This window comes from Acinetobacter sp. WCHAc060025, from assembly GCF_004209355.1.
GTDB classification, from domain to species: Bacteria; Pseudomonadota; Gammaproteobacteria; order Pseudomonadales; family Moraxellaceae; genus Acinetobacter; species Acinetobacter wuhouensis.
On sequence record NZ_SGSX01000005.1, the window covers coordinates 115319 to 133023 of the forward strand.

Sequence of the window (17705 nt, forward strand, 5' to 3'; positions counted from 1 at the left end):
TTTCAATAAATTAATGGTGTGTTGATTTACGGTCTGTAGTTTCTGAACCAGAAAAACGGCTCGCCCCAACAGCTTGATCAGGTGAATCAATACCTTCTTTCTTAAACATGACTTCAACCGTCTTGAACATAATTTTGAAGTCAAAAATGATAGTTTGCTTTTCTACATATTGCACATCTAAATCAAACTTTTCCTCCCAAGAAAGATTATTTCGACCACTGACTTGAGCTAATCCTGTCATTCCTGGTTTGACCTCATGACGGCGCATTTGTTGAGTTGTATAATGTTCAACAAATTCAGGGAGTTGAGGTCTAGGACCAACAACACTCATATCCCCTTTTAAAACATTAATAAGCTGTGGCATTTCGTCTAAACTAGTTGCACGTAATTTCTGCCCAAATGGAGTAATACGTTTTTCATCAGGCAAGGGCACTCCATTTTCATCTAAAGCATTACGCATAGAACGAAATTTCATCATTTTAAATAATTTACCATGCTTACCTGGGCGCTCTTGATAAAAGAAAATTGGGGAGCCTAAGTTTTTACGGACTTTATATGCTACTAATAAAAAAATTGGGGATAGCAATAAAAGTGCTAATGAAGCAATAAAAATATCAACAAGTCGTTTCATTACTTTAGAACCTCAATTTCTTATTTAATATTAGAGACATCTTCGAGAACCTCTACTATTTTTTTCATTGCGACAGGCTCAGAAAAATTATCTATAAGGATCTGTCTAGCTGATACTAATTCAATAGAATGATACATATCTACAATTTCAAGTATTTGTTTAGAAAGGAGTTCAGGACTCTCTGGTGGAACAACCCAACCTAGTCCATATTCTTTTATCATACATGCAACTTCTGAATTTTCATCCATAATTGCCAAAAGTGGCTTATCTGCTGCCATGGAAAAATATGCCTTACTTGGCACACCTAATCCCAACATACCCTCCGCCAAAGTCACAATTGCAATATCTCCAGCGTTCAATCCTTTTGATTTTTCATTTTGCTGTACAGAACCAATATATTGTATATTTGAATCATTGAGTGTTTCAATTGCGTGATTAAGTTGATTAACATAAGCCCCATCACCCATAAATAAAAATCTGGGTCTTTTAGTAGGTTCAATCATTTTGATCGCTTCAACAATATTATCAACACCTTGTACCCGACCAATATTACCAAAAAATTGGAATATTGGGCCGTCATTTTGCCAATTTAATTTTTGTATGATTTCATTATCTTGTTTTAATTCAACCTGTATATCATTTTCATCAATCCAGTTTTGAATCACGATACTATTTTTTTTCTTGGTTTTTTCATCAACAAGATCTTTCATATCTTGCCCAATAACAATTAGTTTTTCAGGTGTCGCATAAAACACATCAAAAACTTTCTTTAAAAATTTATAAAAAAAGTTCTCTTTTTTTAAAACTTTAGCAGCAACTAAATTTTCAGGAAAAACATCATGAACTAATAGCACCCATTTAAAGCCAATTATTTTTTTTGCTAAATACATGACAATTAACAAAAAAATAGGTGTCGTCCCTGTAAAAACAAGATCTTGCTTTTTTACATTCTTCACAATTTGCATAAAAAAACGAAAAGAAATCAATAATTCAAATAAAAGTCTTTGAAATAAATTCTTCTTATTCAAATTTGAATCTTTAATAATGATGCTATCAGGATCAACAGCATCATTATTTTTATCTTCTTTGATAATCAAACTTAGTTCAGAACCATACTCTTTTTTCAAATGGACAAATAATTTATGAAATAGATATCCAGTGGTATTTTGATTAGGGTGGTAATATTCTGTAACTAAGTATGTTTTTTTCATTATCAAATTGCCTTAATATTTTTTCCAAATAACACGATTCACATAATCCGTATAACTTAGGATGATACGTGCTACTTTTTCCGAAACATTCGGCATGCTGTAATCGTCAACCAATCTAAACATTCTATCTTCGCCTCGTGTTTGGAAACTCACAATTTCAAGCCCCTGTAAAACACGTTCAGCAGTTAAACCAACCATCATAACAGCAGCTTCTTCCATTCCTTCTGGACGTTCATGTGCTTGACGTAAATTTAATGCTGGGAAATTCAGAATTGAAGATTCTTCGTTGATTGTTCCACTATCCGATAAAGTTGCTTTAGCAGATAATTGCAATTTATTATAATCGCTAAAACCTAGCGGTTTCAGTAATTGAACTAATGGATGAAAGGAAACACCCATTTGTTCTATGCGTTTACGTGTTCTTGGGTGAGTAGAAACAATTACAGGATAATTATATTTCTCAGCAACAGCGTTTAGCATCTCAACCAAATCTAAAAAGTTTTGATCTGAGTTGATATTTTCTTCGCGATGTGCACTCACAATAAAGTACTCATGCTCTTTTAAATTCAATTGTTCTAAAACATTCGAAGATAAAATTTTGCTCTTGTAATGTGTTAAGACCTCATACATCGGGCTACCTGTTTTGATGACTAAATCAGCAGGCAAACCTTCCGCAAGCAAATAATCACGTGCTATCGTACTATAGGTCAAATTGATATCAGCAGTATGGTCAACAATTCGGCGATTAATCTCTTCAGGCACTCGCATATCAAAACAACGATTACCAGCTTCCATATGAAATGTTGGGATTTTACGACGTTTTGCAGGGATAACAGCTGTACAGCTATTGGTATCGCCTAAAACCAATAGTGCATCGGGTTGAGTTTCTTCTAAAACTTTATCAACCGCAATAATCACATTACCAATAGTTTCAGCGCCATTTGTCCCAGCTGCATTTAAAAAGTGGTCTGGTTTGCGAATACCAAGATCTGTAAAGAAAATTTCATTCAATTCATAATCATAATTTTGACCAGTATGTACAATAATATGATCAAAATATTTATCGCAAATCGCCATCACACGTGATAAACGAATAATTTCTGGACGAGTCCCAACGACCGTCATTAATTTTAATTTTTTCACAAAAATAACTCTTTAATTAGATAGAGGCATTGCATATGTATCTGGTTTTGAACGGTCAAATATTTCATTTGCCCATAGCATCACAACCATTTCATCATCGCCAATATTGGTAATATCATGTGTCCAACCAGGCACTGTCTCAACTATTCTTGGTTCCTCGCCTGAGGTTTCCAGTTGATAGAACTCACCTGTAATCACATGCTTGAATTTAAATAAAGCTTTACCTTTGATGACTAAAAATTTTTCAGTCTTCGTATGATGATAATGTCCGCCTCTTGTAATACCTGGATGAGCTGTGAAATATGAAAATTGACCAGCATCTGGTGTTTTCAACATTTCTACAAATACACCACGATTATCACCATATTTTGTTACGATATAATCAAATTGTTGCGGACTAAAAAAACTCAAATATGTTGAATATAACGCACGAGTTAATCCGGTACCTACACGATCGGTGATCAGCGTATCCCTTGACGCTTTAAATCCACGAATTGTTTCAGCCAACTGACCAACAGTGATTTGATATTCCGGTTGAATTTCAAATGGTACATTCGCAGGATATTTTTGGTTTAAAATATCCCAGATTGTTTCAACAACATCATCGACATAAACTAAGCGAATCACCGCATCTGGATCATTGATTTGAATCGGTAAATCATTGGCAATGTTATAACAGAAAGTTGCAACTGCTGAGTTGTAATTTGGTTTTGACCATTTACCAAAGATATTTACCATTCGAGAGATGTAAACTGGATTTGCATTCTCTTGATTTAATTTAATCAGCGCTTGCTCACCACCTAATTTACTTTGACCATAAACATTATCTTTTTCTGCCTGAATAGACGAAGATAAAATAATTGGTGTTTTCTTCTGATGAGAACGTAAAATATCGCAAATTTTTTCAGTGAGTGAAACATTCCCTTCAATAAATTCTGCATCATTTTTAGGACGGTTTACACCAGCTAAATGTACAATCCAATCAGCTTCCAAAACATATTGTTCTAGCTCTTGCTCAGTTGAATTACGATATAATTTTAAAATTTCAACGTCATCTTTTTCAGATAAAAATTGAATTAAATTTTTTGCAACAAAACCATTTGCCCCAGTGACTAAAATTTTCATCTTAAACCTCTGGTGATTTGTATACACCGTTTGTTAAATCACGGATGAATTCGAGTTTGAGCAATAATTTCTTCATACCTTCAACATCTAAACGTATCGTATTGTGTGAATTATAATCTTCATATTCCACAACTTTGGTATTGCCATCTTCAATATATTTTTCATAGTTTAAATCACGTTGATCTGCAGGAACACGGAAATAGTCTCCTAAATCTTCTGCACATGCTTTTTCTTCGCGGCTTAATAAAGCTTCAAAAGCTTTTTCCCCATGACGCGTACCAATCACATTGATTGCATGATCTTGCTTATCTAGCAACTGTGTAACTGCTCGAGCAAGCGTATCAATTGTTGCGGCAGGTGCTTTTTGTACAAAAATATCGCCATTTTGACCATGGTTAAATGCGTAAAGAACTAAATCTACTGCATCCTCTAATGTCATCATAAAACGAGTCATGTGTGGATCAGTGATCGTAATTGGATTACCTGCACGAATTTGATCAACGAATAATGGAATCACTGAACCACGTGAAGCCATTACATTACCGTATCGAGTACCACATATTACAGTCCCTGTACCTTCTAAGTTACGTGATTTTGCAACCATCACTTTTTCCATCATAGCTTTGGAAATACCCATAGCATTGATTGGATAAACTGCTTTATCTGTACTTAGGCATACAACACGGGTGACTTTATTTTGAATCGCAGCTTCCAGTAAATTTTCTGTACCTAAAACATTCGTTTTTACAGCTTCTAAAGGATAAAACTCACATGAAGGTACTTGTTTTAATGCTGCTGCGTGAAATATATAATCGACACCACGTGTTACATTCAGGACTGAATTAAAATCACGTACATCACCGATATAAAACTTTAGTTTTGATGATTGATACTTTTTACGCATATCATCTTGCTTTTTTTCATCGCGACTAAAGATACGAATTTCTTTAAAATCACTATTTAAAAAGCGTTTAAGTACAGCATTTCCAAATGATCCTGTACCACCTGTAATTAGTAACGTTTTTCCTTCGAACATTTATTTACTCTCTTGTAAAATATTAAAAAATAAATCTTTCTGTTTTTTCCATTTCAATTCAGGAGACAGATATGATATTTCTAGCTGAGAAATACCTTTATCTATTAAGCAATTTTGAAGTTCCTTATTTCCAACAGTATCAACTATTTTTGTTGCTATATCATAAGGATCATGAGGATCAAAAAAAACTGCTGCTTCACCACAAAGCTCTAAAGCGAAATCAACTTTTGAAGTTAGCAGTACTTTTTTACTAAAAAAAGTTTCAGGGTAAACAGCCGTAGACGCTTCAGCTAATGTTGGCAATAAAACTAGATCACTTCTAGCATATAAATGTTTCATTTCATCATTGTTAACAAAACCAAACGTTTGGAAATACCTACTTACATCGAGCTTTTTGGCTTCATTAAAAATTTTTTTCCAACTTTCAGATTGTTCCGGAATTAAAAAGTTGAATTTAAAATTAATAAAATTCATTGCAGTTAAAAATTTAGCGACTTGCGGTAAAATCTCTAAATTTTTATGCGGATAGTATGATGTTGGAATAAAAATTTCCAATAAATTAGATGTTTTTTTATAATTATCAATAGAATAAAAATTAGAATTAAAACTATTTTCAATCACAAAAATTTTATTTAAGTCAAATTTTAAAAAATCGTGAACTCTTGCTTTAAATGTAGATGTTTCAACTAAAATAAAATCTGAATTTTTTTTCATTAAATATGCTTTATATGTATTCATGAGTTTTTGATATAAAAACAATATGGGGTTCTTCTTATATATAAAGTTTCTAATATTAGGATATACCATTAGTGGTAAAGCAAATCCTTGTAAAGTTATAGCTTTAGGTCTCCAATATGAGGGTCCGAACACAATAAATACCAAATCCGGCTGATGTCGTAATTCGATTTCGGAAAGTCTCTTACCTTGGCTATGTTTTTTATAGATAGGCTCGTTAACCTCTTTATAATAAAACTTAATTTTAGATTTTGACACATCAGAAAGCTGTAAATCTATCTGTGGTGAAGCTACTAAAATTACATCAAACGCAGAATCATTAATAATATTATTAATACAAGAAAGAGCAACTTGAACGCCACCACCAATAGAACACACAGAAGTATCAATTAAAATTTTCATTTTTATCTCTCTAAGTGGTTATTACAAATATTATATATTTTCTCACATTGAGCACGAGCATTTTTTTTAGTCAAAATAAAATCTCTAGCTTTTAAAGCTTTATCCTTTAGAATTGATGGTTCATTTTCACATATTTCCAAAATTTTATTTTTTAGAGTATCGATTGAGGGATCCGTCAAATAAAAATTGTATTCAAAATATTCCTCAGGAACTCCTTCTAATTTGTACATCAGTGTAGGGACTCCTGAAGCAAAATACTCCATTGTTTTTGAAGGAAATGAATATTTTGTAAAATCTTGTCCAGGTAAACGTGGATTAATTAATAAAGTACTCTGAATTTGTATATTTAAAACTTGCTGCCTCGGAAGCTGACCTTTATATAAAATTCTAGAATCTTTTTCTGAAAATTTCATAATATCACTTTTTAAAGGACCATCCCCACACAAAACCAATCTATAATCCTGATCTAAAATATTGGAAAACGCTTTTAGTAAGTTTAAAACACCATTTCGCTCATCCATAGCGCCAGAATAAAATAAAATTTTTAAATTTGAATCTTCTGTCCTTTCACATAGATCTAAATCATCATTATAAATTCCTTCAACCACAGTATATTTTTTTCCATTTATAGGTAGTTGTTCTTTCATTTGCTCACTTAATAATACAAATGAATCTACAATAGTTAATGAATTTGAAACTACAGTTCTATCTTTATTTAAAACAAAATTATATAAAAAAGTTTCTCTAGAACCGGTTTTCCCCAACAAGTCTGGCACGATCAAACAAATATAAATTTTTTTCGATGAATATATATTTTTTAATTCATACAAAGCCCTCAAAAAAGAAGGATAAAGATCATAAACATAGAAAATACACTTCTCATTTTCATCTAAAGACCCAAATATATTCTTAACGATAGACCTTATTTTAAGATATTTAAAATAATGTTTAAAAAAAACTAAATTGAAAAATGAATAACTTTTTCCTATAGTTTTATCTAATAGTGATATATTAGTCTCACTAACAAAAATTTTTTTATACTTTGTTGGATATGCGCCGATATTGGGAAAATTTAATAAAAAAATATTAGGATGAAAAAGCTTTAGTCCAGAGTATAAATTCCATTGCAAAGTGTTATTTGCATTAGCAATAGCTCCTTTACTTTGCAGTGTTATCTCAGCTTCAAGTTCTTTAGGAAATAAACTTGTTAAAAAATAAACTTTTGCTATTTCAGACATTATATTTTCCTCAAATTTAATTTTTTCAAAACATTTAAAAATATCAGCTCTGATGCTTATCTCTTAAATAATTTTCAAAAACAACGAAACAAAGCATTAGTATAATTAAATTTGAAATTTCATTCGCATAAAAAGTAACTCCTTTCATATAAAAAAATAGCAATGAAACTATAAATACCTGAAAAAATAGAACTCCATAGTAAGACTTTATTTTTCTAAATAATGGAGAAAAGACATAAACCAGACAAAGAGATAAAAAGACTGTTGGTATTAAACCAAACATAAAAACATCTTGTATAAATCCTATGTCTGAGCCACGAGGAAAAGCACCAACTATTTTAACACCTTCACCAAACAAAATACTCACAGTATTATCAGGAAAAAACCACATATTTGATAACGCCTCAAAAGTACCAGTTTTTTTTCCAGTTGATAAACTATCAAATTCTTCCAATGCTTGCATTAATCTAAAAAGATAATCATTATTATAAAAATTTATATTTGGTAAAAAAAATAGAATAACAACAAATGAACATAATAAAATTATATTTTTAAAATCTTTTTTCATAAAAATACTTATAGGAAGTATCAATAAAAACAATATAACAGGTATTAAACCTGTTCTTGCATTTAAAATGATTGAAAAAATAAGAAAAAGTGAAATAATTAAATATTTTATTTTCTCATATACATCTTTCTTTGAAATAAACATATGAAGAGAAAATATAGCACAAATCCCCATAAACATAGGAAATGTTGATGTAAAACCAGATGATAATCCAAATGATCTCAATCCACTACCCGCATCGTTTGATATCATTAAGATATCAGTTTGACGAGCTGTTGATAGAACCCAATCTCGAAAACTAGGTAAGATTATAGATAAAATTACAAAAAAAATCTGAATGCAAGTAACATTTATTATAAAATTTAAAAATTTTTCTATTGTTGCAACATATAAACTTTTAAACATCCCAACTATCGCTAATGAACTAAAAATACTAAGCCATACAACTAAAAAGGAATACCCTCTTAATATTGCATCTGTATTTCCAAAGAAATAAAAAAATATTAAATAGAAAAAAAAGAGTAAACAAATAAAAAATAAAATAAATATACTTTTATTTGACAACATCATTATTGCATATTTTTTATTCAACAAAAGATAAAATAACGATAAAAAACCTAAAACGTATACCAAGTTAAAGTTCAAAAAATTACCAGGATTAAATATATATAAAAAAGTGAATATATATAAAATAGTTTTTTGTAAAATAATAGTTTTAGCCACAATTTTACTTCCAAATAAAAAATAATTTAAATAATGATTTCAAAAATTGTGGCTTAACAACTTTATTTAATGAACCGAACATTCCACTTAATGCATAGATCTTAGTGCTTTTATATGAGGAAAAAAATATAAATCTCCTGAAATTCCATTCTTGTAATGCTTTATAATATAGCGGATGGTCAGCATATTTCTTTATTATCATTAAATGTGACTCTGATACATCAAGCCTTATTGGCATTCGCTGTCTATCCCCACCTATTGCTTCTGGTGATCTATAATAATACAATTCTTCATGCATAATACCTATTTTTGTTAATCGCGCAATTTTTAAATAAATTTCATAATCCTCAGCAGTAACATTTGGATCAAAACCATTTAATTTCTCTTTTAATAACTCAGTAGTATATAGCCCTGTTATAGGTAAATGTGTTTTAAAAATAAAAATATCATCAAAAGTAATTTCCTCTTTCAAAGCCAAATTATATTTACTAGTCTGCAATTCGAGTATTTCATCTAAATCATTCACAACATAAGCATCAGATACCACAAAGTGAAAATCTGTATTTTTTGCTAAAAAATTCACTTGATTAATAATTTTTTTTTCTTGATAGTAATCATCTGAAGCCAATAATGATATAAAAGTTCCTTCACACCATTCTAAGCCCTCATTTAATGTTGAACTTACCCCCTTATTAGTTCTACTCCTAACTTCAAATCTCTTAAATCTTTTCTCACAACAAGCTTTCATTTGTAATATTTTTTCTATTGAACCATCTGATGAACCATCATCAATTATAATTAGTTCAATATTTACATATAACTGATCTATAACACTTTGAATACTTTTTTGAACAAAACCCACATGATTGTAACAAGGTATTACCACCGATACTAATGGTTGATCATGAATATTCATCTATCGTACCTTTACATTTATAGCTTTGAAAACAAAATAACTCATAACTAACCAATATATTCCATAATTTATTAAATGAGCTATTGTAACACCTTCAAAACCAAATAATTTTGTGCATATATAAGTAAATAAGATCGAACTAAACGCGAAAATAATTTCAGTTGTAATAAACAATTTCGTCATAGCCTTACTTAACATTAAGTAAGCCAATATCCAACTTCCTATTTTTAAAGAATCTCCAATCATTTGCCATAAAAACAAATCACGCATTGGTAAAAATGCTTTTGTAAATAGTAGTGCTATAATCCAATCCCTTAACATATAAACTATTAGCCCAGCAAGAACAGCCAATGGAAAAATATATTTATATCCCAAGTAGACCTCAGCTTTTATCTCTTTCAGGCTCTGTAACTCTGAAAGTCGAGGTAAATAATACACACCGAGCGTTGTGGTTACAAGCATAAGATAAGCTGTACTCAAGCGAATCATTGCTTCCCAATAACCCGCATAAGTCACACCATACTCATGACTTAGATAACCACGAATAAACATTTGCGACAATGGAACACAAATTGCACTTACTAATGCCATCAATGCAAAAGCTGCAAATTTCGTAACTATTTCTTTATTTATTTTTCCAAATAAATACCTAAACTGAAACCAATCAGACTTATAACACAAAAAAAGTGTGACGAAAAAAGCTAAGGATTGATAAATCGAAATCGCAACTAAAGCACCATACAGGCTGTATTTTATAGCTAGAAGACTTGTAATAATTAGAGAGAATAAGCTCCCCAATATATTAGCAACAACCAGTTTTAAAACTTCTTTTTTCCCATTAAGAATGGCTAAAAATAATGCATTAAATGTAAAAAAAGTTAAGAAAATAGCAAACCAAACAAAAACTGACTGATAAGCTATAGTGTGAAAAATATAAATAGATAATTGTTTTTGAAAAATTAATATTAAAACTGAAAAAATAATACTAAAAAATAATACGATGCTACCCGCTGTTTTCCAAATAGCCCTTTGTTTTATTTCATCTTCATGATATTCAGCAGTATATTTGATCACAGCTGTATTAATTGCACTACCAGCAAAGGTAGTAATCATCTGAATAAAATTTTGAAACTGACCTATAGCAGCATAACCTGCAGGGCCAACATATACTGCTAATATTTTATTCAATACAAACATAGTAGCTGTTTTTATCAAAACAGCTACTCCATTTAAAACACTGGTTTTAAGTAAATTCATTACTGAGCTTTAAACTCATTACAAAGTTGGGCCACTTTTGTAGCATCCTCTAAACTTAAAGTTGGTCCTATAGGTAAGCTTATGACCTCTTCATGAATTTGTTCTGAAATTGGGAAGTTTAAGTTATTCCACTCTTTATAAGCTTGTTGCTTATGAGGAGGGATTGGGTAGTGAATCAATGTTTGAATACCATTTTCAGCCAAATACTTTTGCAAGGCTTCTCGATACTTTGTACGGATCACAAATAAATGCCAAACATGTTGCTTTTTATTATTAACATTTGTTTCATTCAAAGGAAGTTGGATGAGTGGATTGTTAATCTTAGTCAAATATAAACTTGCAATTTTACGTCTATGTTCTGTTTCACCATCCAAAAAGTTCAACTTCACATCTAGCATTGCAGCCTGAATTTCATCAAGACGGCTATTCACACCTGAGACTAAGTTTTTGTACTTCTCATGTGAGCCATAATTACGAAGTGCTTTTAGCATATTTGCCAATTCATCATCATTGGTTGTTATAACACCCGCATCACCGAGTGCACCTAAGTTTTTACCTGGGTAAAAACTAAAACCTGAAGCATCTCCCCAATTACCAGCTTTACGCCCTAAAATCTCTGCACCATGTGATTGTGCCGAGTCTTCTAACACTAGTAAATTATGTGATTGAGCAATTTTCAAAATTTCAGGCATTTGAGCAAGTTGACCATACAAATGCACAGGTAAAATTACCTTAGTTTTATCTGTAATAGCTTCTTCAATTTTTGAGGAATCAATATTATAGGTATATATATCTGGCTCAACTAATACTGGTGTTAAATTATTTGCTGTAATCGCCAAGATACTAGCAATATAAGTATTTGATGGCACAATTACTTCATCACCATCTTTTAATTTACCAAATTCTTTCCATGCTCGTAATGTAAGAATAAGAGCATCTAAACCATTCGCAACGCCAATTGCAAATTTTACTCCACAATATTCAGCAAAATTCTTTTCAAATTGCTCTAATTCCTTACCACCAATATACCAACCAGAGTCTATGACTCGTGCACATGCATTAACAAGGTCATCACGATATTGACTATTAATATTCTTTAGATCAAGAAAAGGGATCATCTGTTTTCCATTAGATTAGTTTTAAATATAACTTTTAATTACTTTTGCAGGGTTTCCAGCAATTAAAGAACCTTTAGGGTAACTACCAGCCAGAACAACACTACCAGCTGCAACAATACAGTCATCGCCAATTACAACACCTTTCAGAATTGTACAATTCCATCCAATCCAAACATTATTTCCAATTTTTATTGCCTTTTTCCCAACACTTGAAAAAGGAAAATTTTCACCTTTTACTTGCTTTGAGCGTAAGGTAGGTTCTACAGGGTGGAAGTCAGTATCCGAAATTATTGTCGAAGAAGCTATTTGACATTCTTCTCCAATTTCTACATTTTCATATGAAACGATACACACACCATTGAGCATAGTATGCTTTCCTATTTTAATTACCCCATCATAGCCTGTTACAAATTTACAACGATAAGTTAATGCTGTATTTGTTCTTTTAAAGTCTGAATTTAGTACGACATTCTCTCCCAAAAACACTTTACCATTTTTAGGTGTTTTAAAATAAGGTAAGTACCCTAGCACCTTCAGCTCACCTTCTATAAAAACATGATTTTTATTATTTTTTTTCAAAAGCAACATCTTAATAGAGTTAAGATTAAACATAATTTATATTTCCAAAACAGTAATATCATTTACAATATAATCAGGTGTATAAAGTTCTAGCTTAGCCTCAGACATAAATCCACTTAACACAGCAATTGTCGTCATACCAAATTCTTTCCCTGTTAAAATATCATGTCCTGTATCCCCGATGAATAAATCATTTTCTGATAAGTCTAGACCACTATCAATTAACAATTGGATTTTTGTCCTTTTTTGCTCTGTCACATATACATTTCGAAAAAAAACTAAAATACCCAAATCTGCTAATTGCTCAGTCACTTGAGAAATCGATTGTCTAGCAGTACATATATAAAGTTCGTTATTTTGACTAATTTTATCTAAAAAATCTGCAACACCTGGAATTAATGAATCCATCTTTAAGTATGTATCACTTTCTATATTTATCATCCAATGATCTATAAATTCCGTAATTTCAACTAATGAATAATTGAACCTATTTTTGAGAATGTCTTGATTTGTATTTCCCATGAACTTTAGATTCCAATACTCATCAAAACCTAGCTCTTTTGATTTTACAAGATCACAGAAAAGCTTATACAATCTCTTCTTTGAACAAATTAATGTACCATCTAAATCAAATATTATTTTCATATTTCGATTTCATATACCCATATTCAATTTTTAGACCACTCATTAAATCGGTCTCTTTACTTAAAAGAGTATTTAGTAACAACTCATTGTTAAAAACAAGATCTCTTTTACTATGCACAGTTTCTTTTTGTACTATTTCAACCATTTCACCACTAATCTCTATTAACTTCTTTAGTACATCTTTAATAGAAATTGCTATTCCCGAAACAACATTTATATCTATATTTTTAAATGAAACATCCTTACTAAGCGCATTAACAACAGATTCAACAACATCATTTATAAAAATAAAACTTCTTAAGTCGTCACCATTACCAAAAATATCAACAGGCTTCCCCTCTAATATTTTTTGAATTGAAATAGGTAAAACTTTTTTATACTTTTCTTCACCTGGCCCATATACATGCCCTAACCTTAAATTAACATAATCAATATTTTTTTTAAACGAAAAGGCTTTTATCATTTCCTCACAATAAAGTTTTGAAGAACCATACAGACTAACAGGTTTTATCTTTGATTCTTCAGAAATTATCTCTGTAGATAACGCATAAACATCAACTGTACTTAAATTAATAATTTTTTTTAAACTTTTTAAATTAAATGCCAATAATTCTTTTAAATATTGAATATTACCAACACATAATTCCAAATCATTAGCACTAACAGAATCTTTTGGGATAAATGAGCCTGCATGTATAATATGCGAAACATCATCAAAATCATGAAAATTTAAATCAAAATCTTTCCTACTTTTATATATCATACAATTCACATTTGGAATTTCTTTAGAAGTAAGAGCAATTATTGAATCTTTTCCAAATGTATTTATTAAATTGATTAATATATGACTTCCAATAAAACCAGAAGCGCCTGTCAATAATATCTTCATCAAAAAATAATCCTTTGCTCAATATCCCCCTGTTTGATTAACTTAGGCTCTGTATCCATCCCTCTTAACCACATTAAACCATTTTCTAATGGATTAACGATTCCTTTTGATATATCTAGTTTTTCACCTAAAGCTAATTGCTTAAAAATTTCAGGGAAATTTACACCAGCTTCTGTAAAAAATCTTACTGTTGTAAAAAATCTAGATATGTTAATTTCAGTTGGGTTTGGTATACCATTTTTATCGTATGCCATATCAACACCGAATATACCATGAGGCTTTCCACTGACAGCCTTAATTGTATTAATTGCAATATCATTAACTTGAGGATCTGAAATAGTTACACCAACCTTAGTAACACCAGTTACACCAGAAATAGCACGATTTCCATGAGTCCATCCTTGTCTAGCACGTGTTTGAGCTACCACCAACTCACCTTCATACCAAATCGAGAGCCAAGTTACAGTTTTAGCTGTAAGCATTTCTGCCGCTATAAAATCTCCCCATCCCTTATAATGATCTATCCATGACTTTGCTAAAGTGTAGTCATTTGTCGGTAATGCCCCTTTACCCCCACCGCCTATTCCACTATCACGTAACCAAATTCTCCCCTCAAAATCCCCTAATTCTTTAAATGCTTTTTTTAAATCTTCTTCATTGTTAATTTCAATATTTTCAGGAACAGTTACTCCAGCTTTTTTAAAAGCTGAATATGATTTATATTTATGCACACAAGTATCAATTACATTATGATCAGGCATGAAAATTTTTGTACCTGCTTCTTGAATATCTTCACGTATTAATGATGCATGAAAAATTTCCAAATCATTTTGAAAATGAATTAGATCAGGCTTTTCTTTTTCTAAAATTGTTAATAAAGAATTTTTGTATTCTTCAGTATTTGCATATGGAATATAATATTTCTTTTCTGCTGCTGATAAAATTAAATCTGTAGGTTCAGATCCCATGCCTATCACTTCATTTTCTTTATTTTGCTTAAGTGAATAAATTACACCCTCTGATGGTGCACCACCAGCTCCAGCTACCAATATCTTAGTCATTATTTCTTCTCTCTACCATGCCTTGAAATTCATCATAATTACGTATGTAATCTTGCTCAGAATAATGCTCACTTGCTAAAACCAATAAAACACAATCATATGAAAAATCATGCATTTCACGCCAGATCAATCCTTCAACAACCAACCCCCTAGTCGGGTCATCTAAAGTAATCTCTTCTTTTGTTGAGCCATTATCCAGAATAAACCTGCAACTGCCTTTCAAACATATAGCAACTTGTTTCAAATCAATATGAGCATGAAAACCACGTGGTTTATCTGTCGTATCAAAAATATAATACAAACGCTTTACTTCGAATGGAATAGATTGATTGGACTCAATAGCAACCAAACCACCACGATCATCACCAAAGCTTGGTAAATTTATTAATTTAATGAGGCTCATTTTATTCTGTCACTAAAGAAATCAAATATTGACCATAGTCATTTTTACTCATACTTTGACCAATCGCCAAAACCTGCTCTTTAGATAACCAACCATTATGCAATGCAATTTCTTCTAGACATGCCACTTTATACCCTTGGCGTTTTTCTATGGTTTCAACAAACTGCGCTGCTTCAAGTAGGCTCGCATGTGTTCCTGTATCCAACCATGCAAAACCACGACCAAGCAATTCTACATTGAGATCACCACGCTCTAAATACATTTGATTTATTGTAGTAATTTCTAACTCACCACGATCCGATGGTTTTACTTGCTTTGCAATCTGCACAACATCACTATCATAGAAATACAAACCTGTCACAGCAAAATTTGATTTTGGATGTTTTGGTTTTTCTTCTAATGAAACTGCACGTTTCTGCTCATCAAACTCAACCACACCAAAACGCTCAGGATCCTTGACTTGATAGCCAAATACTGTTGCACCTTTTTGACGTGCAACCGCTTGACGGAGCATTGGTGTAAATCCTTGACCATAAAAAATATTATCACCAAGCACTAAACAAACATTACTATCACCAATAAAATCTTCACCGATAATAAATGCTTGTGCTAAACCATCCGGACTTGGTTGTATAGCATAAGTCAACTCCACACCAAACTGAGAACCATCACCTAACAAACGTTTAAAGCCATCTATATCTTCAGGCGTACTAATAATCAGTACTTCACGAATTCCAGCCAACATCAAAACAGATAATGGATAATACACCATTGGTTTATCATAAATTGGTAAAAGTTGTTTAGAAACACCTTTAGTAATTGGATACAGACGAGTTCCAGACCCACCCGCTAAAATAATACCCTTTGTTGTTTTTGACATTATGCACTTACACCCAATCTTTCACGTTGATAGCTACCATCTTGAACTCGACGGCACCACTCTAAATTATTTAAATACCACTCCACAGTTTTTTGAATACCTGTTTCAAATGTTTCTTCTGGCTTCCAACCTAAATCATTGCTAATTTTTGTTGCATCAATCGCATAACGCAAATCATGCCCTGGACGATCTGTTACAAATGTAATTAATGACTCATATGATTGTTGATTTGCTTGCGGTTTTAATTCATCCAAAATTCTACAAATTGTTTTTACAACTTCTATATTTTGTTTTTCGTTATGACCACCAATATTATAAGTTTCACCAACCACACCTTCCGTTACAACCTTATAAAGTGCACGTGCATGATCTTCCACAAACAACCAATCACGAATTTGATCACCTTTACCATAGATCGGCAAAGGCTTACCATCTAATGCATTTAAAATGACTAATGGAATCAATTTTTCAGGGAAATGATATGGACCATAATTATTTGAACAATTGGTCACTATCGTTGGCAATCCATAAGTACGTTGCCAAGCACGCACTAAATGATCTGAACTGGCTTTACTTGCTGAATAAGGTGAACTTGGTGCATACGAAGTCGTTTCAGTAAACAAATCTGTTGTACCCTCTAAATCCCCATACACTTCATCCGTAGAAATATGATGAAATTTAAACTTCGTTTTAGCTTGTTCATCGAGTTGCACCCAATATTTCCGCGCAACTTCTAAAAGTGTATATGTTCCTACAATATTGGTTGCAATAAATTCAGCTGGACCATCGATAGAACGGTCTACATGCGATTCAGCAGCTAAATGCATCACTAAATCAGGCTTAAATTCATTAAAAGCTATAGTCAATTCATTAGCATTACAAATATCGATTTGCTTAAATTGATATTTTTCATTTTGTTTAACGTCTATTAAAGACTCTAAATTACCCGCATAGGTTAACTTATCAATATTTAATACTTCATCTTGAGTATTTTTTATAATATGTCTTACAACTGCTGATCCAATAAATCCGGCACCACCAGTAACCAAAACTTTCATATTGTTTCCTAATGAATCATTTTAAAAATTTTAAAGCTGTTCTAATTCAACAATATCTTTTTTACAAGACTCATTTGAAATTGAACT

The 17705-nt window shown here is 31.4% G+C and carries 18 protein-coding genes; all 18 read right to left on the reverse strand.

Going from position 1 to position 17705, the window contains the following annotated elements:
- Positions 1-10: 10 nt before the first annotated feature.
- The 18 genes from EXE09_RS05765 to rfbB are packed head-to-tail and all read right to left on the reverse strand — an operon-like array spanning position 11 to position 17618.
- The gene (locus EXE09_RS05765; protein ID WP_130116629.1) at positions 11-631 is read right to left on the reverse strand and encodes a sugar transferase; all 621 of its coding nucleotides are present in this window, start codon (positions 629-631) and stop codon (positions 11-13) included.
- Positions 632-651: 20 nt separating this feature from the next.
- Positions 652-1842 (reverse strand): glycosyltransferase family 4 protein, encoded by a 1191-nt coding sequence (locus EXE09_RS05770; RefSeq protein WP_228257169.1) that lies wholly within the window; start codon positions 1840-1842, stop codon positions 652-654.
- A 12-nt stretch (positions 1843-1854) separates the two neighbouring features.
- Entirely contained in the window at positions 1855-2985 is a 1131-nt protein-coding gene (gene wecB / locus EXE09_RS05775; RefSeq protein ID WP_130116630.1) for a non-hydrolyzing UDP-N-acetylglucosamine 2-epimerase, read from the reverse strand.
- Positions 2986-2997: 12 nt separating this feature from the next.
- Entirely contained in the window at positions 2998-4110 is a 1113-nt protein-coding gene (gene wbjC, locus EXE09_RS05780) for a UDP-2-acetamido-2,6-beta-L-arabino-hexul-4-ose reductase (RefSeq protein WP_130116631.1), read from the reverse strand.
- A 1-nt stretch (position 4111) separates the two neighbouring features.
- Complete coding sequence (locus EXE09_RS05785; protein WP_130116632.1) at positions 4112-5146, reverse strand: nucleoside-diphosphate sugar epimerase/dehydratase; 1035 nt, start codon at positions 5144-5146, stop codon at positions 4112-4114.
- Positions 5147-6283 carry a glycosyltransferase gene (locus tag EXE09_RS05790; RefSeq protein WP_130116633.1) on the reverse strand — a complete coding sequence of 379 codons (1137 nt, stop codon included), beginning with the start codon at positions 6281-6283 and terminating at the stop codon, positions 5147-5149.
- Between the two features lie 2 nt (positions 6284-6285).
- Complete coding sequence (locus tag EXE09_RS05795; RefSeq protein WP_130116634.1) at positions 6286-7521, reverse strand: glycosyltransferase; 1236 nt, start codon at positions 7519-7521, stop codon at positions 6286-6288.
- Between the two features lie 43 nt (positions 7522-7564).
- Positions 7565-8812 (reverse strand): hypothetical protein, encoded by a 1248-nt coding sequence (locus EXE09_RS05800; RefSeq protein WP_130116635.1) that lies wholly within the window; start codon positions 8810-8812, stop codon positions 7565-7567.
- Between the two features lie 4 nt (positions 8813-8816).
- Positions 8817-9728: a glycosyltransferase family 2 protein gene (locus EXE09_RS05805; RefSeq protein WP_130116636.1), complete on the reverse strand. Its 912-nt coding sequence runs from the start codon at positions 9726-9728 to the stop codon at positions 8817-8819.
- Positions 9729-10985 (reverse strand): O-antigen translocase, encoded by a 1257-nt coding sequence (locus EXE09_RS05810; protein WP_130116637.1) that lies wholly within the window; start codon positions 10983-10985, stop codon positions 9729-9731.
- Positions 10985-12103 (reverse strand): DegT/DnrJ/EryC1/StrS family aminotransferase, encoded by a 1119-nt coding sequence (locus tag EXE09_RS05815; protein ID WP_130116638.1) that lies wholly within the window; start codon positions 12101-12103, stop codon positions 10985-10987. The genes EXE09_RS05810 and EXE09_RS05815 overlap by 1 nt, the downstream gene beginning before the upstream one ends.
- Positions 12104-12124: 21 nt before the next feature.
- On the reverse strand, positions 12125-12715 hold the full coding sequence (locus EXE09_RS05820) for an acyltransferase (protein ID WP_130116639.1): 591 nt from the start codon (positions 12713-12715) through the stop codon (positions 12125-12127).
- 3 nt (positions 12716-12718) lie between these two features.
- Positions 12719-13327: an HAD family hydrolase gene (locus EXE09_RS05825; RefSeq protein WP_130116640.1), complete on the reverse strand. Its 609-nt coding sequence runs from the start codon at positions 13325-13327 to the stop codon at positions 12719-12721.
- A complete protein-coding gene (locus EXE09_RS05830; protein ID WP_130116641.1) occupies positions 13311-14216 on the reverse strand; it encodes an NAD-dependent epimerase/dehydratase family protein in 906 nt (301 codons plus the stop codon). Before EXE09_RS05830 ends, EXE09_RS05825 begins: the two co-directional genes overlap by 17 nt.
- Complete coding sequence (locus tag EXE09_RS05835; RefSeq protein WP_130116642.1) at positions 14216-15277, reverse strand: carboxylate--amine ligase; 1062 nt, start codon at positions 15275-15277, stop codon at positions 14216-14218. Before EXE09_RS05835 ends, EXE09_RS05830 begins: the two co-directional genes overlap by 1 nt.
- Complete coding sequence (locus tag EXE09_RS05840; RefSeq protein ID WP_130116643.1) at positions 15270-15680, reverse strand: sugar 3,4-ketoisomerase; 411 nt, start codon at positions 15678-15680, stop codon at positions 15270-15272. Before EXE09_RS05840 ends, EXE09_RS05835 begins: the two co-directional genes overlap by 8 nt.
- A 1-nt stretch (position 15681) precedes the next feature.
- Entirely contained in the window at positions 15682-16560 is an 879-nt protein-coding gene (gene rfbA / locus EXE09_RS05845; RefSeq protein WP_130116644.1) for a glucose-1-phosphate thymidylyltransferase RfbA, read from the reverse strand.
- Positions 16560-17618 carry a dTDP-glucose 4,6-dehydratase gene (rfbB, locus tag EXE09_RS05850; RefSeq protein ID WP_130116645.1) on the reverse strand — a complete coding sequence of 353 codons (1059 nt, stop codon included), beginning with the start codon at positions 17616-17618 and terminating at the stop codon, positions 16560-16562. Before rfbB ends, rfbA begins: the two co-directional genes overlap by 1 nt.
- Positions 17619-17705 lie beyond the last annotated feature (87 nt).